This is a genomic window from Cytobacillus stercorigallinarum (assembly GCF_014836495.1).
Taxonomy (GTDB): domain Bacteria; phylum Bacillota; class Bacilli; order Bacillales; family Cytobacillaceae; genus Cytobacillus; species Cytobacillus stercorigallinarum.
The window spans coordinates 464,440-489,760 of sequence record NZ_JACSQT010000002.1 but is presented as its reverse complement, the minus strand read 5'-3'; the positions used below and the strand labels follow the sequence as shown (position 1 = coordinate 489,760).

The 25,321-nt window shown below is 36.8% G+C and carries 25 protein-coding genes; all 25 read left to right on the top strand.

All coding sequences use genetic code 11. The features are described 5' to 3' along the window. Positions 1–139 precede the first annotated feature (139 nt). The 25 genes from fapR (at position 140) to topA (ending at position 25,012) form a co-directional block, all read left to right on the top strand. Positions 140–697, top strand: a complete 558-nt coding sequence (gene fapR, locus H9655_RS06940; RefSeq protein WP_191812292.1) for a transcription factor FapR — start codon at positions 140–142, stop codon at positions 695–697. Between the two features lie 32 nt (positions 698–729). Continuing rightward, a complete protein-coding gene (gene plsX / locus H9655_RS06935) occupies positions 730–1,719 on the top strand; it encodes a phosphate acyltransferase PlsX (RefSeq protein ID WP_191812290.1) in 990 nt (329 codons plus the stop codon). Positions 1,720–1,734: 15 nt separating this feature from the next. Further along, complete coding sequence (gene fabD / locus H9655_RS06930; protein ID WP_191812288.1) at positions 1,735–2,682, top strand: ACP S-malonyltransferase; 948 nt, start codon at positions 1,735–1,737, stop codon at positions 2,680–2,682. Beyond that, positions 2,679–3,422: a 3-oxoacyl-[acyl-carrier-protein] reductase gene (gene fabG, locus H9655_RS06925; protein WP_191812286.1), complete on the top strand. Its 744-nt coding sequence runs from the start codon at positions 2,679–2,681 to the stop codon at positions 3,420–3,422. Before fabD ends, fabG begins: the two co-directional genes overlap by 4 nt. A gap of 130 nt (positions 3,423–3,552) precedes the next feature. Then, entirely contained in the window at positions 3,553–3,786 is a 234-nt protein-coding gene (locus H9655_RS06920) for an acyl carrier protein (RefSeq protein WP_095369559.1), read from the top strand. A 366-nt stretch (positions 3,787–4,152) separates the two neighbouring features. After that, complete coding sequence (rnc, locus tag H9655_RS06915; protein ID WP_191812284.1) at positions 4,153–4,890, top strand: ribonuclease III; 738 nt, start codon at positions 4,153–4,155, stop codon at positions 4,888–4,890. A gap of 45 nt (positions 4,891–4,935) precedes the next feature. Then, positions 4,936–8,502 carry a chromosome segregation protein SMC gene (smc, locus tag H9655_RS06910; RefSeq protein WP_191812282.1) on the top strand — a complete coding sequence of 1,189 codons (3,567 nt, stop codon included), beginning with the start codon at positions 4,936–4,938 and terminating at the stop codon, positions 8,500–8,502. Between the two features lie 85 nt (positions 8,503–8,587). Next, positions 8,588–9,574, top strand: a complete 987-nt coding sequence (gene ftsY / locus H9655_RS06905; protein WP_191812280.1) for a signal recognition particle-docking protein FtsY — start codon at positions 8,588–8,590, stop codon at positions 9,572–9,574. Between the two features lie 206 nt (positions 9,575–9,780). Then, positions 9,781–10,110, top strand: a complete 330-nt coding sequence (locus H9655_RS06900) for a putative DNA-binding protein (protein WP_191812278.1) — start codon at positions 9,781–9,783, stop codon at positions 10,108–10,110. Positions 10,111–10,122: 12 nt separating this feature from the next. After that, positions 10,123–11,475 (top strand): signal recognition particle protein, encoded by a 1,353-nt coding sequence (gene ffh / locus H9655_RS06895; protein ID WP_191812276.1) that lies wholly within the window; start codon positions 10,123–10,125, stop codon positions 11,473–11,475. A 96-nt stretch (positions 11,476–11,571) separates the two neighbouring features. Then, positions 11,572–11,844, top strand: coding sequence for a 30S ribosomal protein S16 (gene rpsP, locus H9655_RS06890; protein ID WP_095369553.1), 273 nt, complete (start codon positions 11,572–11,574; stop codon positions 11,842–11,844). A gap of 14 nt (positions 11,845–11,858) precedes the next feature. Next, positions 11,859–12,086, top strand: coding sequence for a KH domain-containing protein (locus H9655_RS06885; RefSeq protein ID WP_191812684.1), 228 nt, complete (start codon positions 11,859–11,861; stop codon positions 12,084–12,086). A gap of 114 nt (positions 12,087–12,200) precedes the next feature. Continuing rightward, positions 12,201–12,587 carry a YlqD family protein gene (locus H9655_RS06880; protein WP_191812274.1) on the top strand — a complete coding sequence of 129 codons (387 nt, stop codon included), beginning with the start codon at positions 12,201–12,203 and terminating at the stop codon, positions 12,585–12,587. Between the two features lie 14 nt (positions 12,588–12,601). Beyond that, positions 12,602–13,117, top strand: a complete 516-nt coding sequence (gene rimM, locus H9655_RS06875; RefSeq protein ID WP_191812272.1) for a ribosome maturation factor RimM — start codon at positions 12,602–12,604, stop codon at positions 13,115–13,117. Beyond that, a complete protein-coding gene (gene trmD, locus H9655_RS06870) occupies positions 13,117–13,854 on the top strand; it encodes a tRNA (guanosine(37)-N1)-methyltransferase TrmD (protein ID WP_191812270.1) in 738 nt (245 codons plus the stop codon). Before rimM ends, trmD begins: the two co-directional genes overlap by 1 nt. A 133-nt stretch (positions 13,855–13,987) precedes the next feature. Further along, a complete protein-coding gene (gene rplS / locus H9655_RS06865; protein WP_095369549.1) occupies positions 13,988–14,332 on the top strand; it encodes a 50S ribosomal protein L19 in 345 nt (114 codons plus the stop codon). A gap of 321 nt (positions 14,333–14,653) precedes the next feature. Beyond that, positions 14,654–15,205, top strand: a complete 552-nt coding sequence (gene lepB / locus H9655_RS06860; protein WP_095369548.1) for a signal peptidase I — start codon at positions 14,654–14,656, stop codon at positions 15,203–15,205. Positions 15,206–15,396: 191 nt separating this feature from the next. Continuing rightward, positions 15,397–16,260 carry a ribosome biogenesis GTPase YlqF gene (gene ylqF / locus H9655_RS06855; RefSeq protein ID WP_191812268.1) on the top strand — a complete coding sequence of 288 codons (864 nt, stop codon included), beginning with the start codon at positions 15,397–15,399 and terminating at the stop codon, positions 16,258–16,260. A gap of 145 nt (positions 16,261–16,405) precedes the next feature. Next, positions 16,406–17,182: a ribonuclease HII gene (locus H9655_RS06850; protein ID WP_191812266.1), complete on the top strand. Its 777-nt coding sequence runs from the start codon at positions 16,406–16,408 to the stop codon at positions 17,180–17,182. Positions 17,183–17,187: 5 nt separating this feature from the next. Then, the gene (locus tag H9655_RS06845) at positions 17,188–18,951 is read left to right on the top strand and encodes a hypothetical protein (RefSeq protein WP_191812263.1); all 1,764 of its coding nucleotides are present in this window, start codon (positions 17,188–17,190) and stop codon (positions 18,949–18,951) included. Further along, complete coding sequence (locus H9655_RS06840; protein WP_191812262.1) at positions 18,948–19,223, top strand: EscU/YscU/HrcU family type III secretion system export apparatus switch protein; 276 nt, start codon at positions 18,948–18,950, stop codon at positions 19,221–19,223. Before H9655_RS06845 ends, H9655_RS06840 begins: the two co-directional genes overlap by 4 nt. Positions 19,224–19,509: 286 nt before the next feature. After that, the gene (gene sucC / locus H9655_RS06835; protein ID WP_095369543.1) at positions 19,510–20,670 is read left to right on the top strand and encodes an ADP-forming succinate--CoA ligase subunit beta; all 1,161 of its coding nucleotides are present in this window, start codon (positions 19,510–19,512) and stop codon (positions 20,668–20,670) included. Between the two features lie 92 nt (positions 20,671–20,762). Then, positions 20,763–21,665 carry a succinate--CoA ligase subunit alpha gene (gene sucD / locus H9655_RS06830; RefSeq protein ID WP_191812260.1) on the top strand — a complete coding sequence of 301 codons (903 nt, stop codon included), beginning with the start codon at positions 20,763–20,765 and terminating at the stop codon, positions 21,663–21,665. Positions 21,666–21,750: 85 nt separating this feature from the next. Next, positions 21,751–22,629, top strand: coding sequence for a DNA-processing protein DprA (dprA, locus tag H9655_RS06825; protein WP_191812258.1), 879 nt, complete (start codon positions 21,751–21,753; stop codon positions 22,627–22,629). Positions 22,630–22,936: 307 nt separating this feature from the next. Continuing rightward, a complete protein-coding gene (topA, locus tag H9655_RS06820) occupies positions 22,937–25,012 on the top strand; it encodes a type I DNA topoisomerase (RefSeq protein WP_191812256.1) in 2,076 nt (691 codons plus the stop codon). The last annotated feature ends 309 nt before the right edge of the window (positions 25,013–25,321 follow it).

Here is a 25,321-nt window from a genome sequence, read left to right as displayed (position 1 = left end):
ACAATTCCTAAATGCTCGCTAGTATGCTTAAGGCATCTAAAGGTCGATAGTAGCAATAATTACTTCTTGCAATATAATAGCTATAATTATATACTACTATTAGTACCTAGTCTTAAATTTCTTGGACGGTGTATAAAAAATGAAAAGAAACAAAAAGCAACGACAATCATTATTAGTTGAAACGATAAAAGGGAATCCTTTCATCACGGATGAAGATTTAGCCGATAAGTTTTCTGTCAGTGTGCAGACGATTAGGCTTGATCGGTTAGAACTCTCAATTCCTGAATTGAGAGAAAGAATAAAAACGGTCGCTGAAAAAAACTTTGAAGACGAGGTTGTCGCGCTCCCTATTGATGAAGTAATAGGGGAAATCATTGATATCGTGTTAGATGACGTAGCTATTTCTATATTCGATGTCAAAGAGGAGCACGTCTTTAAACGAAATCAAATTGCGCGTGGACATCACTTATTTGCTCAAGCAAATTCTTTAGCGGTTGCGGTTATTAATGATGACCTTGCCTTAACAGCGAAGGCAAATATTCATTTTACACGCTCGGTAAAGGAAGGAGAACGAGTAGTTTGTAAAGCGAAAGTGATAAGTATTGATAACGATCGGACAAAGATAGAGGTTATAAGTACCGTACATAATGAATGTGTTTTTAAAGGTGAGTTTGATATGTATCGCTCCCATCAATAAAAATATTAAATGAAATTAAAGGATGAATAGATGTGAAAATTGCAATAGATGCAATGGGTGGTGACAATGCACCAGAGGAAATTGTTCATGGTGCGATGAAGGCCGCGTTAGACTTCGATGATATTGAAATTACTTTAGTAGGTAATGAAGATGAGATTAGAAAATATTTAACATCAAATGATGATAGAATACAAGTGCTTCATACGGATGAAATGATTTTGGGCACAGATGAACCTGTTCGCGCAGTTAGAAGAAAAAAACAAGCATCAATGGTATTAGCAGCACAACTTGTTGCAGATGGCAAGGCTGATGCATGTATATCTGCAGGTAATACTGGAGCGTTAATGGCTGCTGGATTATTTGTAGTTGGGAGAATTGACGGAATTGAAAGACCAGCATTAGCCCCTACTTTACCAACCGTAGGAGGAGAAGGTTTCTTACTTTTAGATGTAGGAGCAAATGTCGATGCGAAACCTGAGCATTTAACGCAGTATGCCTTGATGGGGTCGATTTATGCAGAGAAGGTACGAGGAATTAAGAACCCTAGAGTTGGTTTGTTGAATATTGGTACAGAGGAGAAAAAAGGAACCGAACTAACAAAGGGTACTTTTACTAGTTTGCAACAAGCTGATATCAACTTTATTGGAAATGTCGAAGCGCGTGATTTATTAAATGGCGTAGCAGATGTGGTAGTGACCGATGGCTTTACTGGCAATATGGTATTAAAGACTATTGAAGGGACAGCCATGAGTCTGTTTAAAATGCTGAAAGCGGCAATGACAAGCAATATGAAATCGAAACTAGCTGCAGCAGTATTGAAGCCGGATTTAAAAGAGTTGAAAGGGAAAATGGACTACTCGGAATACGGTGGAGCAGCATTGTTTGGTCTAAAGGCTCCAGTTATTAAAGCGCATGGATCGTCTGATCGCAATGCTTTGTACAGTGCTGTAAAGCAGACTAGAATTATGGTAGAGCATGAAGTAGCTGAAAAAGTTAAAGCGGCGCTTGAAATTCAATCATAATGGGAGGCAGATAATATGGGGAAAATTGCATTTGTTTTTCCAGGACAAGGTTCACAAACTGTTGGAATGGGGAAATCACTAGCTGATGAAAATGAGAACGTTTTAAACTTATTTAAACAAGCTGATGAACGATTAGGATACCCTCTTTCACAACTTATTTTCGAAGGCCCACAAGAAAAGTTGACGCAAACGATGAATGCTCAACCGGCATTGTTAACAACAAGTATGGCGGTTTTAGAAGCATTCAAACAATCGGGCATTACAGCAGATTATGTTGCCGGTCATAGTTTAGGAGAATATTCAGCACTTGTTGCAGCAGGAGCCATTTCTTTTACTGACGGTGTTTATGCTGTTCATAAACGTGGTGAATTTATGGAAGATGCTGTTCCTAATGGTGAAGGGACAATGGCCGCAGTTCTTGGGATGGAAAGAGAAGCACTGCAAGCAATTACCGCTAAGATTACGGAATCTGGCCATTCCGTACAATTAGCCAATTTGAATTCACCTGGACAAATTGTCATTTCCGGTACAAAACAAGGTGTAGAACTAGCTGGCGTAGAAGCGAAAACAGCCGGTGCGAAAAGAGTATTACCATTAGAAGTAAGCGGTCCATTCCATTCACAACTGATGAGACCAGCAGCTGATCGCCTCTTAAGCGTATTAGATGAAATCAAATTACAGGATGCCAGTGTGCCAGTGATTGCGAATGTCTCAGCAACACCAATAACTGCGTCTGGAGAAATTAAAGAAAAGCTATTGCAACAATTATATTCACCTGTTCTTTGGGAGGATTCTGTGAGGAAGCTTCTTGCTTTAGGTGTAGATACCTTTATTGAAATTGGACCTGGAAAGGTTTTATCAGGTCTTGTCAAAAAGGTAGACCGCAATGTTCAGCTTTATGCTATCTCTGATAGTAAGTCCATTGAGTCAACCATTGAAGCCATAAAGGAGGCAGCAAAATGAAGTTATCAAGTAAAATTGCCATTGTAACAGGTGCTTCTAGAGGGATTGGTAGGGAAATAGCTTTAGAGCTTGCCAGAGAAGGGGCAAAAGTAGCTGTCAATTATGCGGGTAGTGAGGCGAAAGCCAACGAAGTAGTTGATGAAATTAAATCGTTAGGGTCGGAAGCATTTGCTGTTCAGTGTGATGTCTCTAATAGTGAATCGGTTTCAAATATGATTAAAACAGTCATCGACCATTTTGGGCGTATTGATATTTTAGTGAATAATGCAGGTATTACGAAGGATAACCTATTGATGAGAATGAAGGAAGATGAATGGGACGCTGTCATTAATACCAATCTTAAAGGGGTATTTTTGTGCACCAAGGCTGTATCAAGACAAATGATGAAACAGCGGAGCGGACGCATTATTAATATTTCTTCCATTGTTGGCACAACTGGAAATCCAGGACAAGCAAATTATGTTGCTGCTAAATCCGGTGTTATCGGCTTAACTAAAACAACAGCAAAAGAATTAGCATCGAGAGGCATTACGGTTAATGCGATTGCACCTGGGTTTATTACGACAGAAATGACCGATGAATTAAATGCGGAAATTAAAGAGCAAATGCTCGCTAATATTCCACTGGCAACATTCGGCGAGCCAAAAGATATTGCAAAAGTAGTTAACTTCCTTGCTTCTGAAGATAGTAAGTATATGACTGGTCAAACTTTGCATGTTGATGGCGGTATGTATATGTAATTAGTAGATCCTTTCAAAGGGTTTACATAAAAATGAGAGAGATAAGACGACGTGATTGTTGCATTTGCGAAAAACATCTTTCGTATTTATTAACTTTCATCTATAATATCTTGAGGGGAGGTGAACAAGCATGGCAGAAGTATTAGAACGTGTAACAAAAATCGTTGTTGATCGTCTTGGTGTTGATGAGGCAGAAGTAAAAGAAGAAGCGTCTTTCAAAGATGATCTTGGTGCTGATTCCCTAGATGTTGTTGAACTAGTAATGGAATTAGAAGATGAGTTTGATATGGAAATCTCTGACGATGATGCTGAAAAAATTGTAACAGTGGGTGACGCTGTAAATTACATAAAAGCAAAAAACTAATCGTTGGATAAGTATGAGTGAGGGATATCCCTCACTCAATCTTTCTATATAAATAGCAGTTAATGAGTCAGATGTTACTTTTGTGCTTATTGTCCGCCGTGACTTGGGAGTTTTCAGGTAGTGACGGACAGTAAGTACATCCAGATTAACCTTCATTAGCGCTTTAAACTTGGTTAAGAATTCTTTCTGCCAAGTTTCTTTGTGTTTTTATGTAAAATTGCTTAAACTAAGAGAGAATAATGTATATAAAAAAAGATAAGATTTGTCATCAGTAAAAGGGGAACCACGTTTAATAATGGTAGACAATGTATGTGGTTATCACCATTTTTGGATAAATTTATTTAAAGGTACAAGGTGGCTGTTAAAATGCGTAATTATAAAGAAAAAGAGAAAAGAAAACGTGCGGATGAAAAGAAGTTTAAAGAATTACAACAAGTATTAGAAATTGAATTTAAAAACGAAAAATTATTAAGACAAGCTTTTACTCATTCTTCATATGTGAATGAGCATCGAAGAAAGCCTCATGAAGATAATGAAAGACTCGAATTTTTAGGAGATGCTGTATTGGAATTAACAGTATCCAAATTTCTCTATATTAAGTATCCGATGATGAGTGAAGGAGAATTAACAAAATTAAGAGCAGCGGTCGTATGTGAACCTTCCTTAGTAGAATTTGCTAATGAAAGAGATTTCGGTAAATACGTTTTACTAGGAAAAGGAGAAGAAATGACGGGGGGAAGAATGCGCCCAGCCCTATTAGCTGATGTATTTGAAGCCTTTATCGGGGCGCTGTATTTAGACCAAGGGATTGATGTTGTTGTTTGCTTCTTAGAAAAATATGTATTTCCTAAAATAGACTCGGGCGCATTTTCTCATGTGATGGATTTTAAAAGCCAATTACAAGAATTAGTGCAGAGAGATTCAGCGGGAATGATTGAATATAAGATTCTACAGGAAAAGGGACCGGCTCATAATCGTGAGTTTGAGTCAACAGTTTACCTTAATGGTGAAGAACTAGGAACTGGTACAGGTCGTTCAAAAAAACAAGCGGAACAACATGCAGCACAAATGGCATTAGAAGTGCTTAAAAACCATGTGAACTAAATCTTTACAAAGATGAAAAAGATTTAGTAAGGGAGGAGCAGGATTTTGTTTTTAAAGCAACTCGATATCGTCGGTTTTAAATCTTTTGCTGAACGAGTAACAGTTGATTTTGTTACTGGTGTAACTGCAGTTGTTGGCCCTAATGGAAGTGGTAAAAGTAATATTACTGATGCCATCCGTTGGGTATTAGGGGAACAATCAGCTAAATCGTTACGTGGCGTGAAAATGGGTGATGTTATTTTTGCAGGAAGTGACACGCGCAAACCTTTAAACTATGCAGAAGTCACATTAACGCTAGATAACCATGATCAATTTTTACCACTAGAATACAGTGAAGTTAGTGTAACAAGAAGAGTTTTTCGTTCGGGAGATAGTGAATATTTAATTAACAAACAGCCTTGTAGATTAAAGGATATTGTTGATTTGTTTATGGATTCGGGGCTAGGAAGAGAAGCATTTTCGATTATTAGCCAAGGCAGAGTAGAGGAGATTCTTAATAGTAAGCCAGAAGAAAGAAGAACAATTTTTGAAGAGGCTGCAGGCGTTTTAAAATATAAAACACGTAAAAAGAAGGCAGAAGTCAAACTAACTGAAACGAAAGATAATCTTAATAGGGTAAATGATATTCTGCACGAATTAGAGACCCAAGTTGAACCGTTGAAGATGCAAGCTTCTATTGCCAAAGATTATTTACAACAAAAAGAGGAACTTGAACAGTTCGAAGTCGGTTTAACCGTTTATGAAATAGAGGATTTGCATAAAAAATGGGAGCAACACTCGAATGATTTTGATCAACAGCAACAGCAAGAAATGGCCCTTTCAACAGAGGTACAAATGAAGGAAGCGAAAATTGCTGATGTGAGAGACCGCACAGTCGCATTGGATGAATCAGTCAATGAATTACAAGAAGTGCTCCTACATGCCAGTGAAGCATTAGAAAAACTTGAAGGTCGTAAAGAAGTACTCAAGGAAAGAAAGAAAAATGCTTCACAAAATAAAGAACAACTACAAAAAAGCAAAGAAGAACTTACCTTACGTGTAGAGGAACTTAAGAAGATAAAACGAGAACAAGAACAATCAACACTTACTTTAAAGTCTGATGCTGCTACTTATGAAAAACACCTAGCTGAAAAGTTAGAGCAGTTGAAGTTATATAGCGTTGATATTGATGAACAAATTGAGAACTTAAAAAGTGAGTATATCGACCTTTTAAATACTGAAGCAGCAGCAAAGAATGAACAGCAAATGTTGCAAAAACAACTTACGCAACAAGCGACTCGTGAAGAAAAGTTGATCGGTGATAATAGTCGATATATTGAGGAAAGAGAAGCATTACTCGAGCGTAAAGCGGAGTTATTGCATGATCATGACGCGATTAAAACACAATTAGACAACCATATCCATCAATATAGGCAAAAGCAAAAAGAATATGAAGTATTGCAACAAACATATGAAAAGGACGAAAAGAAATATTATCAAGCTATCCAATTTCTTCAACAAGCACAATCTAGAAAAGAAATGTTGGAAGAGTTGAAAGAAGATTATTCTGGGTTTTTCCAAGGTGTGAAAGAAGTACTGAAAGAAAGAAACAACCGCCTGAGTGGTATTGAAGGAGCAGTGGCGGAGTTAATTGAAGTTCCTAAAGAATATCAAACTGCAATGGAAGTTGCGTTAGGTGCGGCAATGCAGCATATTGTTGTGCAGACAGAATCTGATGGACGAAAGGCGATTCAATATTTAAAGAGTCAATCCTACGGGAGAGCGACTTTCTTGCCACTTGATGTGTTAAAAAAGAAATCATTGAATGAAGCACAATTAAAAATAGTGAAAGAACACGAAGCGTACATAGGGACGGCGGCTTCTTTACTACAATATGATTCGAAATATGCTTCTGCTATTGAAAGCTTACTAGGCAACGTAATAATTGCTAGCGATTTAAAAGGAGCTAATACATTAGCCAAGTTATTAGGATATCGCGTGCGAATAGTCACACTAGATGGTGATATCGTTAATCCTGGTGGTTCAATGACAGGCGGAGCGGTTAAACAAAACAAGTCATCGATATTAAGTAGAAAAAATGAGCTAGATGATTTGAACGATAAAATCACACATATGGATCTGCAAACAAAAGAGCTTGAAGCACGTGTGAAGAAAATGAAGCAACAGTTCAAAGATGCTGAGCATCTATTAGAAACGCTCAAACAAAAAGGTGAACAATTACGCGAACAAGAGCAAAGCCGCCTTAGTCTCCTTAAAGATTTGGAGTATGAAGAGAAGAGAGTAAATGATCGTCTTTCTTTATATGACCTAGATAAGGCGCAATTTGTTGAAGAGAAAAACCGCTTCGTGAATCGAGAAAAAGAATTAACGGAAATACTGCGAAATTATGCTGAAGAAATCATCTCATTAGATAACCAAATTAAAGAATTAACGCAATTAAAAAATGTACAACAAACGTCAAAAGAAAGTTTACAAGAAGAAATAAACGAATTAAAGGTGCAATTTGCTTCTAAAAGTGAGCAACTAAAATCTGCACAAGATCGATTGCGTTCCATCGTCTCAGAAAAAGCAGACACAGAAGAGAAATTGCAACTGGTTATAGATGATTTGCAGTTATTATCATCAGAAATGACGAATAATTCCTCAGGAGAACAACATCTCGAAGAAGAAGCAATGAGAAAGCGTGAAGATAAGAAGCAAACGATTGAACTCATCGCTAAACGAAGAGAAGAAAGATTTTCATTGCAAACAGTACTTGAAGATATCGAAGTGGAGTTAAAAGAGTTAAAACGTCTTCATAAAGGAAGAGTAGAAGGATTAAAAGACCTCGAAGTAAAAATTAATCGTTTAGACGTCGAGTTAGAGACCCGGTTAACGCATTTGCGTGAAGAGTATATGCTCTCATATGAAGCAGCGAAAGAGTCGTTCCCACTAAGTATCGATGTGGAGGATGCCCGCAAAAAGGTAAAGTTAATCAAATTGGCAATAGATGAACTTGGCACGGTTAATTTAGGTGCCATTGATGAATATGAACGTGTATCAGAACGTTACGAGTTTTTATTAGAACAGCAGAACGATTTACTAGCTGCAAAAGACACGCTTTTCCAAGTAATTGACGAAATGGATGTGGAAATGAAAAGGAGATTTCAAGAAACATTTGAAGGAATCCGTTTCCATTTTGAATCTGTTTTTCAATCATTATTTGGTGGAGGGCGAGCAGATCTTAAGTTTACAAATCCAGAGGACTTATTAAATACGGGTATTGAGATTGTAGCACAACCACCAGGTAAGAAGTTACAAAACCTAGGGCTATTATCTGGTGGAGAAAGAGCTTTAACTGCGATTGCGCTATTATTTTCTATATTAAAAGTGCGACCTGTCCCATTCTGTATTTTGGATGAAGTAGAGGCAGCGTTAGATGAAGCAAATGTGCACCGCTATGCGAAATATTTAAGGAACTATAGCCATGAAACACAGTTCATTGTGATTACACACAGAAAAGGAACAATGGAGGAAGCGGATGTATTGTATGGTGTTACGATGCAAGAATCAGGCGTTTCAAAAATGGTATCTGTAAGGCTTGAAGAAACAAAAGAGATGGCGATGAATTAACTTAGATAAGTCCCATTAGTCATTCGTTAGTGGGGCTTATCCATACATATTGGAAAGTAATTATTAGCAGATTGGAGATAAGAAAATGAGTTTTTTTAAGAGGTTGAAAGAAAAAATCACTTCACAAACGGATACTGTAACAGAGAAATTTAAAGACGGATTATCAAAGACAAGAGATAATTTCTCTGGCAAAGTTAATGATTTAGTTGCAAGGTATCGGAAAGTGGATGAAGATTTCTTTGAAGAATTAGAGGAAATTCTTATCCAAGCAGATGTTGGTTTTGATACTGTCATGACATTAGTAGAAGAATTAAAGATGGAAGTGAAAAGAAAAAATATTCAAGATCCAAAAGAGGTCCATGCAGTTATTTCTGAAAAATTAATTGATATTTATGAAAGAGCAGGCGAATCCTCTAGTGATTTAAATATTCAAGAAGATGGTCTAACGGTTATGTTGTTTGTCGGCGTCAATGGTGTGGGAAAAACAACGACAATAGGAAAGCTTGCTCATAAGCTCAAAGGTGAAGGAAAAAAGGTCATGTTAGCTGCGGGGGATACGTTCCGTGCGGGGGCAATTGAACAACTTGAAGTATGGGGCGATAGAGTCGGTGTTGAAGTAATTAAGCAAGGGGCAGGTTCTGACCCTGCTGCCGTGATGTTTGATGCTGTTCAGGCAGCAAAGTCAAGAAAAGCAGATGTGCTTATTTGTGATACCGCTGGTCGTCTGCAAAATAAAGTGAATTTAATGAAAGAACTTGAAAAAGTAAAACGTGTCATTGAACGGGAAGTGCCAGGTGCGCCTCATGAAGTACTTTTAGCTTTAGATGCGACAACGGGGCAAAACGCAATGGTCCAAGCGAAAACGTTTAAAGAAGCGACAAATGTAACAGGTATTGTTTTAACGAAATTAGACGGAACAGCTAAAGGTGGCATCGTCTTGGCCATTCGTAATGAGTTGGAAATCCCAGTAAAATTAGTTGGTTTAGGTGAGAAAATGGATGATTTACAAACATTCAATGCCGAACAATACGTGTATGGATTATTTGCTGAAATGGTTGAAGCAGAAGATTAAGAAACAAGCTCATTGCTAAAAAGCAATGAGCTTTATTTAATGTCATCTTGTCTTGAAATTGACAGAAGCTTGTCTACTAATTTGATTTCTTCAATTTGAGCGTAGTAAGTTGTCTTTCTTAAAAGTCAGTCTATGCTTGACAATTTAGTGTGTGATAGGTAAACTTTACATTGTAAAGGCTTTTCACTTAACAAGGGGGTTTAGAGATGCTTGAAAAAACAACGAGAATGAATTATTTATATGATTTCTATCAATCGTTGTTAACACCAAAACAAAGCAGCTATATGTCCCTTTATTATCTTGATGACTACTCCTTAGGTGAAATTGCAGAAGAGTATCACGTGAGCCGTCAGGCAGTTTATGATAACATAAAGCGAACAGAAGCGATGCTTGAGGAATACGAAGAAAAGTTATTATTGTTTCATAAATTTCAAGAGCGCGCTAAAATTATTGCAAAATTAAAGAGTAATTTTCAACCAGAAAGCTCAAAAGAGCAATATGCAGCTTTGCTGGAAGAGCTTGAGAAATTAGATTAGGAGGCGGCGTGCATGGCATTTGAAGGTTTAGCCGACCGACTGCAGAATACAATTCAAAAAATCCGTGGAAAAGGAAAAGTAAGTGAAGCGGATGTAAAGGAAATGATGCGTGAAGTTCGCTTAGCGTTACTAGAAGCCGATGTTAACTTTAAAGTAGTTAAACAATTCGTCAAAAAGGTAAGCGAACGTGCTGTCGGACAAGATGTAATGAAAAGTCTGACTCCAGGGCAACAAGTCATCAAAATTGTTAAAGAAGAATTAACAGAGCTTATGGGCGGCGAGCAAAGTAAAATCGCTGTTAGCAATCGTCCACCAACTGTCATCATGATGGTTGGATTACAAGGGGCAGGTAAAACGACAACGACAGGAAAACTTGCAAACTTATTAAGGAAGAAATATAACCGTAATCCAATGTTAGTGGCAGCTGATATTTATCGACCAGCGGCAATTAAGCAATTAGAGACATTGGGTAAGCAAATTAATATGCCTGTGTTTTCCTTAGGAGATCAAGTTAGTCCTGTTGAAATTGCCAAACAAGCTATCGCTAAAGCGAAGGAAGACCATCATGATTATGTGCTTATCGATACAGCTGGTCGTTTACATGTCGATGAATCCCTGATGAATGAGCTTAAAGATGTAAAAGACTTAACGAACCCAGATGAAATCTTCCTTGTAGTAGATGCAATGACGGGACAAGACGCAGTCAATGTAGCGTCTAGCTTTAACGAACAGCTTGGCCTCACTGGAGTGGTATTAACTAAGTTAGATGGTGATACCCGTGGTGGAGCGGCACTATCTATTCGCTCAGTCACCGAAACACCTATTAAATTTATTGGTCTTGGTGAGAAGTTAGATGCAATTGAAGCTTTTCATCCAGAAAGAATGGCCCAAAGAATTTTAGGTATGGGAGATGTGCTTTCACTTATTGAAAAGGCGCAAGCCAATGTAGATGAGGAAAAAGCGAAAGAGCTAGAAAAGAAAATGCGTACGGCTTCGTTCACACTTGATGATTTTCTCGAGCAACTTGGTCAAGTGAAGACGATGGGTCCGCTCGATGAATTATTAAAGATGATGCCTGGTGCAAACAAGGTAAAAGGGCTGAATAACTTAAAAATTGATGATAAACAAATTGCCCATGTTGAAGCCATTATTCAATCAATGACACAAGAAGAAAAAAGTCAGCCTGAGATTATTAATGCAGGTAGAAGAAAACGAATTGCAAGAGGTAGTGGAAGAACGGTTCCTGAGGTCAATCGCTTACTGAAGCAGTTTGAAGAAATGAAAAAAATGATGAAACAGATGTCAGGAATGCAACAAAAAGGGAAGAAAAAGGGCGGTTTAAAGCTTCCTTTTAATCCTTTTTAATAAAAAAATACTATGTAAAGAAAAAAACCTTTACAAAACAGGGTAGTATCTGATAATATACTATCTTGTGTGAAACTATTCGGAGGTGCTTTAAAAATGGCAGTAAAAATTCGTTTAAAACGTATGGGAGCTAAAAAATCTCCTTTCTATCGTATTGTAGTAGCTGATTCTCGTTCACCACGTGATGGACGTTTCATTGAAACTGTAGGAACTTATAACCCAGTTGCTCAACCAGCAAGTGTTGATATCAATGAAGAACTAGCGCTTAAATGGTTACAAGATGGTGCTAAACCGTCTGATACAGTTCGTAACTTATTCTCAAATGCTGGTATTATGGAAAAATTCCATAATGCAAAGCATGCAAAATAAGTGATTAACTGATGATCAAGGACCTTATCGAGACAATTGTGAAGCCCCTGGTTGATTTTCCTGAAGATATTCAAGTGAGTATTCGTGAAGAAAAACGAGCGGTGACCTATTTGCTTTCTGTCAACAAGAATGACATGGGGAAGGTAATTGGGAAGCAAGGGCGCATTGCAAAGGCGATAAGAACTGTTGTTTATGCAGCAGGTACTTCTCAAGAAAAAAAGATTTTCTTAGAAATTAAATAATCGATCCTATCGATATAGCTGAATAAACAAAAATGAGAAAGGAGGGGAGACCCTCCTTTTTTCACCATTAAGAAAAATATGCACATTCTATTATTGAATGGAGGCTGGTTAATCTTGCAAATTATTCAAACGGTTACTGTGAAACAAGTTTTAACTGAAACGAGTAAACAGGAATTATTAAATAACTATGAATGGAAGAAACAGCAACTGCAAAAAGAATGTGATCAATTTAAATTTGAAATGAAAAAATGGGAGAAGAATCAAAAGGCCCAAACTGGCCATCTTCGCTCTTTTTTTGATAAAGAAATAGAATCAAGAAATGAAAAAATGAAATTACTTGATTTTCAAATAGAGCAGTTACATATGCTTCCACTTGGAAGTGAATTAAAAGAAAAAGAAGTTCAATCGTTAATAACCATCGAAAAGGGAGATAATTGGGAAGAGGTCGAAAAAGGCAAAACGATTATCATAAAAGATGGACGAGTTGACGATATCCGCTAGAGGTGAGTATGAAAATGGAAACATGGTTTAATGTCGGTAAAATTGTAAATACCCATGGTGTACGTGGTGAAGTTCGCGTCATTTCTCGAACAGATTTTACAGAAGAACGCTATTCACCAGGAAATAAATTGACTTTATTTATGCCTGATAATAAACAAGGGAGAGAATTAACCGTCTCATCCCACCGCACACATAAGTCTTTTGATTTACTTACTTTTGAAGAGGTCTTTGGTATGCAAGAAGCTGAACAGCTTAAAGGTGGCATTTTAAAAGTAAATGAATCGCAATTGAGTGAATTAGAAGAAGACGAGTTTTATTATCACGAAATCATTGGATGTACAGTCTATACGATGGATGGCGAAGAGCTTGGCGAAATTAAAGAAATTCTTTCACCAGGTGCGAATGATGTTTGGGTGATTAAAGGTAAGCAGAAAAAAGAAATCCTCATTCCTTATATCGCTGATGTCGTAAAGGAAGTAAATATCACCGATAAGAAGATTATGATCGATTTGTTAGAAGGGCTATTATAATGAAAATAGATGTACTATCTCTATTTCCAGAAATGTTTACAGGTGTATTCGGTCACTCTATCTTAAAAAAAGCAAGTGATGCAGGTGCTGCATCCTATAATGTAGTAAACTTTAGGCAATATTCGGATAATAAACATCAAACAGTCGATGACTATCCCTATGGTGGCGGAGCGGGTATGGTATTAAAACCACAGCCGATTTTTGATGCTGTCAGTGATATAAAGAGTAAAAGTGATACCAATCCTCGCGTTATTCTTCTATGTCCTCAAGGTGAAAGGTATACACAGAAAAAGGCTGAAGAGCTTGCCGAAAGTGAGCATCTTATTTTTATATGTGGACATTATGAAGGTTATGATGAACGGATTCGTGAACATATTGTAACTGATGAAATTTCCATTGGTGATTATGTATTAACAGGTGGAGAATTAGGAGCTATGGTTGTCATTGACAGTGTGGTAAGGTTATTACCTAATGTTTTAGGAAACCAAGAGTCACATATGAAAGATTCCTTTAGTACAGGGGTGCTTGAACACCCTCATTATACGCGACCAGCTGATTTTCGAGGATTGAAAGTCCCGGACGTATTAACTTCAGGAAATCATCTTCATATTGAACAATGGCGACAGAGGGAATCGTTAAAGCGAACGTATCAACGTCGCCCTGATTTACTTGAACACATAGATTTGACTGATCAAGAAAAGACTTGGTTAGAAGAAATAAAAAAAGAACAGATTTAACATTGATGTTCTCCGTATGATATGGTATTATAATCTTTGTGACTTGGGCTTGTTAAAAAGCCTTTTGTCTGATAACGATGTTCCGCTGAAACACAAATGGTTTGCATGAGCGTCTTGGGAGGAGTTGAAAACGATGCATAAATTAATTCAAGAAATCACTCAAGAACAACTTCGTTCGGATCTACCTGAATTCCGTCCTGGTGATACTGTACGTGTACACGTTAGTATCGTAGAGGGAACTCGTGAGCGTATCCAAGTATACGAAGGAGTTGTGATTAAGCGTCGTGGTGGTGGAATTAGCGAAACTTTCACAGTTCGTAAGATTTCTTACGGTGTAGGCGTAGAGCGTACATTCCCTGTACACACACCTAAAATTGCGAAGCTTGAAGTAATTCGTCGCGGTAAAGTCCGTCGTGCGAAACTTTACTACCTACGTAACCTACGTGGTAAAAAAGCTCGTATTAAAGAAATTCGATAATCCGTTTAACAAAAGGTATATTAGTTCAACTTATTTTACCTTAGTTAAAATGAAGAAAGGAGAGCTTGTATTTTTACAAGCTCTTTTTCTATACATATTTCTCATTTCTGATATGATAATAACATACTTATAAGCTGTTTTTTCAGTATTGGTAAAGTTAAGAAGCAGTTTGATTCTACTAAATCAAACAATAGTTCATTGTATAGTTGCATCGTCTACTTCTTTTATGTATAAAATAAGAGTATGTCAATGATCGAGAGAATAAAAACGAAACTGTATAAGTGGCTATGCTTTTAAAAGAGAAAGAATGGTGGGGAAACGATGGCTAAGAAGAAAAGTGAATTATGGGAATGGACAAAGGCATTAGTTGTCGCCGTCTTGCTAGCAGCAATTATTAGATATTTTCTTTTTGCACCGATAGTGGTAGACGGATTATCAATGATGCCAACACTGCATGATCAAGACCGTATGATTGTCAATAAATTCAGTTATAAAATTGGAGAGCCTGATCGGTTTGATATCATTGTTTTTCATGCACCAGAAAATAAAGATTATATTAAAAGGGTCATTGGTTTACCTGGAGACAAAATTGAATATAAGGATGATACATTATACGTAAATGGGGAACCTTATGAGGAGCCATATCTGGACGAATATAAGCAACAAGTAGCTGACGGTCCATTAACAGAGCCATTTACTCTAGAAGAGAAAATCGGCCAAGAAACAGTGCCTGAAGGCCATTTGTTTGTGATGGGTGATAATCGCCGTTTTAGTAAAGATAGCCGTCATATTGGCCCAGTTCCTATGGAAGATGTATTAGGAACTGCTGGAATTATTTATTGGCCGATTGAGGATATTAGATTAATTAAGTAGATTTGCATGATAACATCTAAAACACAATATGGCGCTTAAGATGAGTGATTGATTTCTCTTAACTAAAGAATAGGGTTACCCTTTTCTAAAACAAGCGCCATGATTGTGTTTTTTTAGTACCTAGTAGTAGTTTAATTTAATGCTTAATAAAGCGTAAATTTGAAATGTGAATATAAAGGTGATGATAAGTAATGACAATACAATGGTTTCCAGGACATATGGCGAAAGCTAGACGAGAAGTAACAGAGAAGTTAAAGTTAGTCGATATTATTTTTGAATTGGTTGATGCAAGGATTCCTCTATCCTCACGAAATCCAATGATTGAACAGATTATTCAACAAAAGCCAAGGCTAGTATTGCTTAATAAAGCAGATATGGCAGATCCTATACTCACAAAACAGTGGATTGACTATTTTAAAAGCAAAGGGCTAACAGCAATTAGTATCAATTCACAAGATGGCCAGGGCATGAAGGAGATTACTCTGGCAGCAAAACAATTACTTCAAGAGAAATTCGACAAGCAAAGAGCAAAGGGTATAAGACCGAGAGCCATACGAGCGATGATAGTCGGTATACCAAATGCAGGTAAGTCAACTTTAATCAACCGCTTAGCAAAGAAGAATATCGCTAAAACAGGTAATAAACCTGGTGTTACGAAGGCGCAAAGTTGGATTAAAGTTGGAAAAGAGATGGAGCTACTCGATACGCCGGGGATTTTATGGCCGAAATTCGAAGACCAAGAAATTGGTTTAAAGCTTGCATTAACTGGTGCGATTAAAGATACGATTTTAAACTTACAAGATATTGCTGTTTATGCCCTAAGGTTTTTGAAAGAACACTACCCAGAGAAGTTAGTAGAAAGGTATCAATTGAATGAGCTTCCTGAAGAAATCGTAGAACTATTCGATGAAATTGGCAAAAAAAGAGGCTGTCTAGTGAGCGGTGGTACGGTTGATTATGATAAGGTGACAGAGCTAATTATTAGAGAGTTCCGCTCAGAAAAATTTGGGCGCTTAACATTAGAAAGTCCAAAAGATATAATAGATGAAGAGTAATGTGTTCAATGAACGAAAAAGAAGAATATAGTTAGTACATTATCCGATTTATAAAGGTCTTAATCATAGGCCTTTATTTTTTCGTCTATGAATGCAAGTATTTAAGAATTTGACCAATCTGTCGATGAAATAGGAGAATGCAAACATGAAATCGATTAAAGAAATAGAGCAATTATTAAAGAATAGTGATATAGAAAATGAATACATAAAAACATTAAGATTAGATGAAAGAAAAGGCGTGCAAAAAGCATTAGGACGCTGGGATAAGCAAATAGAAAAACGAGGGGCATTACTAAAGAAGTACGAGTGCATGCAAAAATATGAAAAGCGATTTCATAGTGAAGGTTATCGTTTGATTGCCGGGGTAGATGAGGTAGGGCGAGGTCCGTTAGCTGGACCGGTTGTAGCCGCCGCCGTTATTTTACCTGAGAACATTCAGCTTATAGGTATTGATGACTCAAAAAAACTCTCTGAAGAGAAACGCTTGTATTATTATGAAAGAATTATGGAAGAAGCGACTGCTGTTTCAACATGTATGATTGATCATCATGAGATTGATACAATGAATATTTTAGAGGCATCAAAAAAAGCGATGATGAATGCGATCAATCGTTTGCAAACGCAACCTGATTTTTTGCTTATTGATGCCGTTAAATTAAACACACCTTATCCGAGTGAATCAATCATAAAGGGTGATAGCAAGAGTATTAGTATTGCTGCTGCCTCAGTTGTAGCAAAAGTAGAACGTGACAGCTTGATGAAAGATTATGATAAACAATATCCTGCCTATGGATTTGCGAATAATATGGGCTACGGTACAAAGGAACATTTACGTGCAATTGAAGAAACAGGAATATCTCCGATTCATCGCCGTAGCTTTGCGCCAGTTAAGGATTTTCTAATTGACAAAAGAAGGGGATAGGGTTAGTGGAAGTGAATGAATTAACGCTGGTTTCAAGAGATCAAATAAAAAACCAGCCTCTCATGTTGCGGCCAGGGCAATTGCTAAAGGGCAAAGTTTTAAAGGTGAATGAGGAAAACATGGCTGAAATTCAAATAGGGGCCCAGAAGATTTTTGCGAAAACCTCAATTAATCTTATCAACAATAGTGATATTTGGTTTGTGGTGCAAAAAAATGGTGAGGGCATTCACTTACAAATTATCGATGAAAATCAATTTTTAAAAGGCATATCACCACAAGCGATTCTACAAACGATGGGAATAAAGGTTACACAAGAAAAGCTTAAGCTCGTTAAATGGTTTCAAAGTCGAGAGATTCCGCTTAATCAATCGCTTGTAAAATCATTTACTCTTTGGATGACGGGTGATACAAAACAAGATATTGCTGTATTTAAAACACTTCTAGATAGAAGATTGCCATTAACTAAAGATGTTTTCAACGCCGTACATAGCATTAAAAATGAGCGAACAATCACGTTTGCCATAAACAATCTTCAGCATAAGCTTACGCCCTATCTCAATAACGAAACAGCTCAAACACTTGATCACTTATTAACTAAATTTAACCATCTATTCAACGATAAAATGTTAACTAGTTTAATGGATGGCTGGTTGAAAAATAGCGTTCAAGCAAAAGAAAGTTTCTCCTTGTTACAAAAGTTAGGTGTATTTTCACCGAAAAGCAGTGAAGAACAAATCATTCAGCAACTGTTATATACCAGATCAGATGAAAAAAATAAAGCAATATTAACCCTTTTACAAGATATACAAAGCAGGGGTATACAAAAACAAACGGCCCCTTTTTTGCTCACATTAACAAAATTAAATCACGCTTTCTCATTTGCGTGGGAGAGTGGTACTAAGTTACAAGCTAGCATAAAAAATGGAGAAATCACTTTGCCTTTAAATGCTAACCAGATAACAAGTTTAATAAAGGATGGTCTGGCGAAATTATATGATCATTCGTCAACTCCCATCAAGCAAACTTCATCACCACTTATAAATATTTATTCACGTTTAAATGAACAACTTCAAGTGCTAGAAACCTTAAATAAAAGCGCTTATTCAAAAACACAACAGCTATTGTATAATATAGCGGAAGAAACCAGGCAGCAATTACATACGCCAGTGATGATAAAGGGTGAACTAAAGCAAATATTAGCTTTATTCGGTTTAACATATGAACAGCAAATGAATGAAAAGCAGCATATAAACATTCATGCTATTAAACCGCTAATATTACAGTTGCTCAAAGATATTCAGCAACCTGCACTGACTGAAGCTGCAAAAGAGTTATTAAATAAAATCACTGGCATGCAGTTACTTTCTTCTGATACAGATGGACTCTCACATTTTGCCCTGCAGTTGCCATTTCCACTAGGCCCATTTAGTAAACTTCTTTCAATGCAGTGGTCAGGTAAAAGTAAAAAGAATGGAGAGATTGATCCAAGTTTCTGTCGGGTCCTATTTCATTTAAATATGGAAACATTGGGAGAAACCTTTATAAAATTGCAGATTCAAAACAGAGTAATCACGATGAATCTATCAATTGAAAATACAAGACTGCTTCCAGATACGAAGCCATTTGAAGAGCTGATTAAAAGTAAATTGAACGAAATGAATTACCAATTAACGAAAATTAGTTTTTCTGAAATAACAAGTAAAATGAAAGAGGAAAAGAAGGATACAACCAATCCAATTCAAATAATAGGTGTTGATATGCGAATATGAATGGACAAAGATCCAAAAAAGCGGTTGCCCTATCATACTCAGAAAAGATGGATGCACCAGTTGTTTCTGCTAAAGGAAAAGGGCTCATTGCAGAAAATATTATAACTGTTGCACAACAGCATGAATTACCCATTCAAGAAGATCCCTCGTTAGTAGAGGTACTAGGAAAATTAAATATGAATGAAAAAATACCTGAAGAGCTATATCAAGTAGTTGCAGAAGTTTTTGCGTTTATTTATCAAGTAGACCGAAAGGCGAAAGGAGTAAAATAATGGCGTGCGTTTACTGAGTCGATAGTCATTCTTTTCCAAATACCAGTACCCCAAAGTAAGGGTATTGTAATTATTCAATTTTTTGAAAAGGTGGAGTAGTTGTAAACAATAATATTTTTTTAAAATAGAAAAAATGCGATGAGATAAAGGCTTAAAGCGCTTTTTTTGAATAAGTATCGAATCCGAGGATTGAATATTTCAGATAATACTGTAGACAACTTTTGTCACATTATATAAAATGTAAACGCAGTCTAATTTTTTGAAGAGTTAGTTAGGAGGATGGGAAATGAATATACATGAGTATCAAGGAAAAGAAGTCCTCAGACAATACGGGGTTGCAGTACCAAATGGTAAAGTAGCATTCACTGTTGAAGAAGCAGTAGAAGCCGCAAAAGAATTAGGTACAGACGTATGTGTTGTAAAGGCGCAAATCCATGCAGGTGGACGTGGAAAAGCTGGCGGAGTAAAAGTAGCTAAAAACTTGGAAGAAGTGCGTACATATGCTGAAGAAATTCTAGGTAAAACGCTTGTTACTCACCAAACAGGACCAGAAGGAAAAGAAGTAAAACGTTTGCTTATCGAAGAAGGTTGCGACATTCAAAAAGAATATTATGTTGGACTAGTTTTAGACCGTGCAACTTCACGTGTAACGCTAATGGCTTCTGAAGAAGGCGGAACAGAAATTGAAGAAGTAGCAGAAGCTACTCCAGAGAAAATCTTCAAAGAAGAAATTGATCCTGTTGTTGGATTAACAGCGTTCCAAGCACGTCGTATTGCTTTTAATATTAATATCCCTACAAAGCTTGTTAACCAAGCTGTTAAATTTATGATGGGTCTTTATCAAGCATATGTAGAAAAAGATTGTTCAATTGCTGAGATTAACCCATTAGTTGTAACAGGGGACGGTAAAGTAATGGCCCTTGATGCAAAATTAAACTTCGATAGCAACGCATTATATCGTCGTAAAGACATTTTAGAAATGCGTGACTTAGAAGAAGAAGATACAAAAGAAATTGAAGCTTCTAAATATGACTTAAGCTATATCGCACTTGACGGCAACATTGGTTGTATGGTTAATGGTGCGGGCCTTGCTATGTCTACAATGGACATTATCAAGCATTATGGCGGCGATCCGGCAAACTTCCTTGATGTTGGGGGCGGTGCGACTGCTGAGAAAGTAACTGAAGCATTCAAAATTATCCTTTCTGATGAAAATGTTAAAGGTATTTTCGTTAATATCTTTGGCGGAATTATGAAATGTGATGTTATTGCTACAGGTGTTGTTGAAGCGGCTAAACAAGTTGGATTAGAAGTTCCTCTAGTTGTACGTTTAGAAGGTACAAATGTGGACTTAGGTAAGAAAATTCTTGCTGAATCTGATGTTGAAATCGTTGCAGCAGACTCTATGGCTGACGGCGCGCAAAAAATCGTATCACTTGTAGGATAAGACCTATAGGTAGATGACGAAAAAAAATGATAATGGGCGTTGTGCCTTAGTTATTATTTCTGAGATACGGAAATCAGGAAGGAGAAAAAAACATGAGCGTATTTATTAATAAAGATACAAAAGTGATTGTACAAGGAATTACTGGTTCAACTGCGCTATTCCATACAAAACAAATGCTTGAATACGGTACTAAAATTGTCGGCGGTGTGACTCCTGGTAAAGGTGGCATGGAAGTCGAAGGTGTACCTGTTTTTAATACTGTGAAAGAAGCTGTTGAAGCAACTGGTGCAACTGCATCTGTTATCTATGTTCCAGCACCTTTTGCTGCAGATTCAATCATGGAAGCAACGGATGCTGAGTTAGATCTTGCTATCTGTATTACGGAGCACATTCCAGTACTTGATATGGTGAAAGTGAAACGTTACATGGAAGGTAAGAAAACGCGTCTAGTTGGACCTAACTGTCCAGGTGTTATTACAGCAGACGAATGTAAAATTGGTATTATGCCAGGATACATTCACAAAAAAGGTCATGTGGGCGTAGTTTCACGTTCAGGTACATTAACTTATGAAGCAGTGCACCAATTATCAGAAGCTGGAATTGGACAAACGACTGCTGTAGGTATTGGTGGAGACCCAGTTAATGGTACAAACTTCATCGATGTATTAAAAGAGTTCAATAATGACCCTGAAACTTATGCAGTTATCATGATTGGTGAAATCGGTGGAACTGCAGAAGAAGAAGCTGCTGAGTGGGTAAAAGCGAACATGAATAAACCTGTTGTTGGCTTTATCGGTGGTCGTACAGCGCCTCCAGGAAAACGTATGGGCCATGCTGGTGCGATTATCTCTGGTGGTAAAGGAACAGCTGATGAAAAAATCCGTGTAATGAACGAGTGTGGAATTCAAGTAGCTGACACACCTTCAGTAATGGGTGAAACACTTATTAAAGTGTTAAAAGAAACAGATCTATATGATAAATGTAAAACGCATTAATTAATAAAAGAGTCCCCTTTTCAATAAAGGGGACTTTATTAAATAAAATAATTAACTAAAAATTAAGAAAAAGGAGTGTGTTATAATGCATGATTTGTTGACAACTAAATTACTCACCCTTCATCATTGTCGCTCTGTGTCGTGGAAAACACTATATCAAATTGTAAAAGCGGATCCTTCCCTTTCCTCTATCTCTTTTCAACAACAAAAACCTCTCCCTTATTTTCACTTTCTAACTGCAGATACAAGGAAAAAAATTAATGATGAAATTCATTCCTTAAACATGGAAGAGCTACTTTCACAGTATGTGAACAACGATATACAAATCATTTCTATAATGGATGAAAATTATCCTAAGCTTTTGAAGGAAACGTATCAGCCACCTTGGTTTCTTTATGCAAAAGGAGATTTGTCTATATTAAATAAAAAACCAATTCTATCTGTTGTCGGAAGCCGAAATATGACTGAATACGGTGCGAGAGTAATCGAAGAAATCTTTCCAACACTCATAAAAAAAGGATTTATTATCGCAAGTGGTTTAGCAAATGGAGTTGATGCCCATGCTCATAAAGTAGCTATGCACTTAGGTGGGCATACAATTGGGGTATTGGGAAGTGGTTTTTTTCATATGTATCCAAACAGTAACCGCCATTTATTTCAGCAAATGTCTCGTCATCACCTTGTTTTATCAGAGTATCCACCGCACACAAAAGCGGAAAGATGGCATTTTCCGATGAGAAATCGCATAATTAGTGGTATTAGCCGTGCAACTTTAGTCATTGAGGCAAAAAGTAAAAGCGGATCTCTCATTACCGCTAACTTTGCTGTTCAAGAAGGAAGAGATGTGTTTGCAGTACCAGGCGGCATTCTTTCACCTTTTTTCTCTGGAACAAATGAACTGATACAACATGGGGCGAAATTAATACTTTCTGCAGAAGATATTATAGAAGAGCTGGTATATTAGGGGCAAAAATCATAATTTTTACAGGAATTTTTATGAAAAAGGTTGAAATTATTGAAAAACTGTTATACATTTTGCTTCAGAAGTTTGTTTGTCAGACAACAATTTGAGATGCGATAGTCGCAGTTTAGATTTGACAAAGCTAAATAGATTGATTAATAATAGTGGATATTTCAAAGAACAAATACTATTGAGCATTTAAATAGGTAGAAAATGGTCAATAAATAACAATAAACATAAAAACATTTATCTAAAAATGAAAGAAACAGCGGGTTTAGCAAATTTATTCCCTCTTGAGGAGGACAACTGGATGTCAGAATTTCTAGTAATCGTAGAATCCCCAGCGAAAGCAAAAACAATAGAAAGATACTTGGGGAAAAAATATAAAGTGAAAGCATCCATGGGGCATGTAAGGGATTTACCTAAGAGCCAGACGGGTGTAGATGTAGAGAATAATTATGAACCAAAATATATAACCATTCGAGGTAAAGGACCAGTACTAAAAGAGTTAAAAACAGCTGCAAAAAAGGCAAAGAAAATTTACCTCGCAGCTGACCCCGATCGCGAAGGGGAAGCAATTGCTTGGCATTTGGCACATAGCTTAGATATGGATATTGATTCAAAATGCCGTGTCGTATTTAATGAAATCACAAAAGATGCCATCAAAGAATCTTTTAAACATCCACGTGCGATTAATATGGATTTAGTTGATGCCCAACAAGCAAGAAGAATGCTAGACAGGTTAGTGGGCTATAATATTAGTCCGCTACTATGGAAAAAGGTTAAAAAAGGGCTTAGTGCCGGTCGTGTACAATCAATCGCTGTTCGCTTAATTCTTGATAGAGAAAAGGAAATTAACCAGTTCGAACCAGAAGAATATTGGAGCATCGATGGCGAATTTGTCAAAGGTAAATCTGCGTTTGATGCAAGCTTTTTTGCGCTAAATGGTAAAAAGTTTGAGTTGAAGTCTGAAGAAGATGTGCAAGCGGTTTTAAAAGAGCTAAAGAATAATGAGTTTGAAGTGACAGATGTAACGAAAAAGGAGAGAAAGAGAAATCCAGCAGTCCCTTTTACTACGTCTTCTCTTCAACAGGAAGCAGCAAGAAAATTAAACTTCCGAGCAAAGAAAACAATGATGCTTGCACAGCAGCTTTACGAAGGTATTGATTTAGGAAAAGAAGGTACAATCGGTTTAATCACGTATATGAGAACAGATTCTACGAGAGTATCTGAAATTGCTCAAAATGAAGCAGTTGAATATATTACAAACCAATATGGTAAAGAATATTTACCGGCATCAAAAAGGAAAGAAAAGAAAAACGCTAATGCTCAAGATGCACATGAAGCCATCCGACCTACGAGTATATTAAGGGAACCAAATTCATTGAAAGAGCATCTCTCAAGAGATCAGCTTCGTTTATATCGCTTAATCTGGGAACGCTTTACTGCTAGTCAAATGGCTCCTGCTGTTATGGATACAATGAGTGTAGATTTAATCAATGGTCAAGTGACATTTAGAGCAAACGGGTCAAAGGTTAAATTTCCTGGGTTTATGAAAGTGTATGTCGAAGGAACAGATGATCAGACGGAAGAAAAATCTAATATGCTCCCTAATTTAAAAGAGGGAGATAAAGTCGTTAAGAAGGATATCGAACCGAAACAACACTTTACCCAACCACCTCCAAGATATACAGAAGCAAGGTTGGTCAAAACACTCGAAGAACTTGGGATAGGCAGACCTTCAACTTTTGCACCGACGCTAGATACAATTCAGAAGCGTGGCTATGTAACATTAGATAATAAACGTTTTGTCCCAACTGAATTAGGAGAAGTCGTTTCCGTACTATTAATGGAGTTTTTCCCTGAGATATTAGATGTAGAATTTACTGCAAAAATGGAACAAGATCTGGATTATATTGAAGAGGGAAAAGAAAATTGGGTTAAAATTATTGATGAATTTTACCAAGGTTTTGAAAAACGATTAGAAGTGGCAGAGAAAGAAATGCAGGAAATAGAAATTAAAGATGAGCCTGCAGGTGAAGATTGTGAACAATGTGGAAGCCCGATGGTATTTAAAATGGGGCGCTATGGCAAGTTTATGGCTTGCAGTAACTTTCCGGAGTGTCGCAATACGAAGGCAATTGTTAAGGAAATCGGTGTGAAATGCCCTACTTGTAAAGAAGGTAATATCATTGAAAGAAAAAGCAAAAAGCGCCGTATCTTTTATGGTTGTGACCGCTACCCTGAGTGTGAGTTTATATCATGGGATAAGCCGATAGCAAGAAGCTGTCCGAAATGTGAATCATTACTCGTTGAGAAAAAGCTGAAAAAGGGTGTACAAGTACAGTGTGTGGAGTGCGATTATAAAGAAGAAAAACAAGGATAAATATAAGTGAGCAACGCTTTGCTCATTTCTAATAAAAAAAGTATAGCTACACACAGAAACGAACAATTATTGTTTAATTACAGTAATTGTTCGTTTTATTTATGTTTAGATCATTTTTATCAATAATAAATGAAAAGATTGAATCTTTTTTATAGAAATCGCGTTGATCTAAAAGCTGAAAAGTAAAGAATCAATCTTCGTTTTTAGTTTATAAAATAATTATCATATCGTTTAACTGTTCTATATCAGAAAAGGTGCTACATGGAATCAAGAGAAGAGATTTAAAGTTTTTGTGAAAATATTGAAATG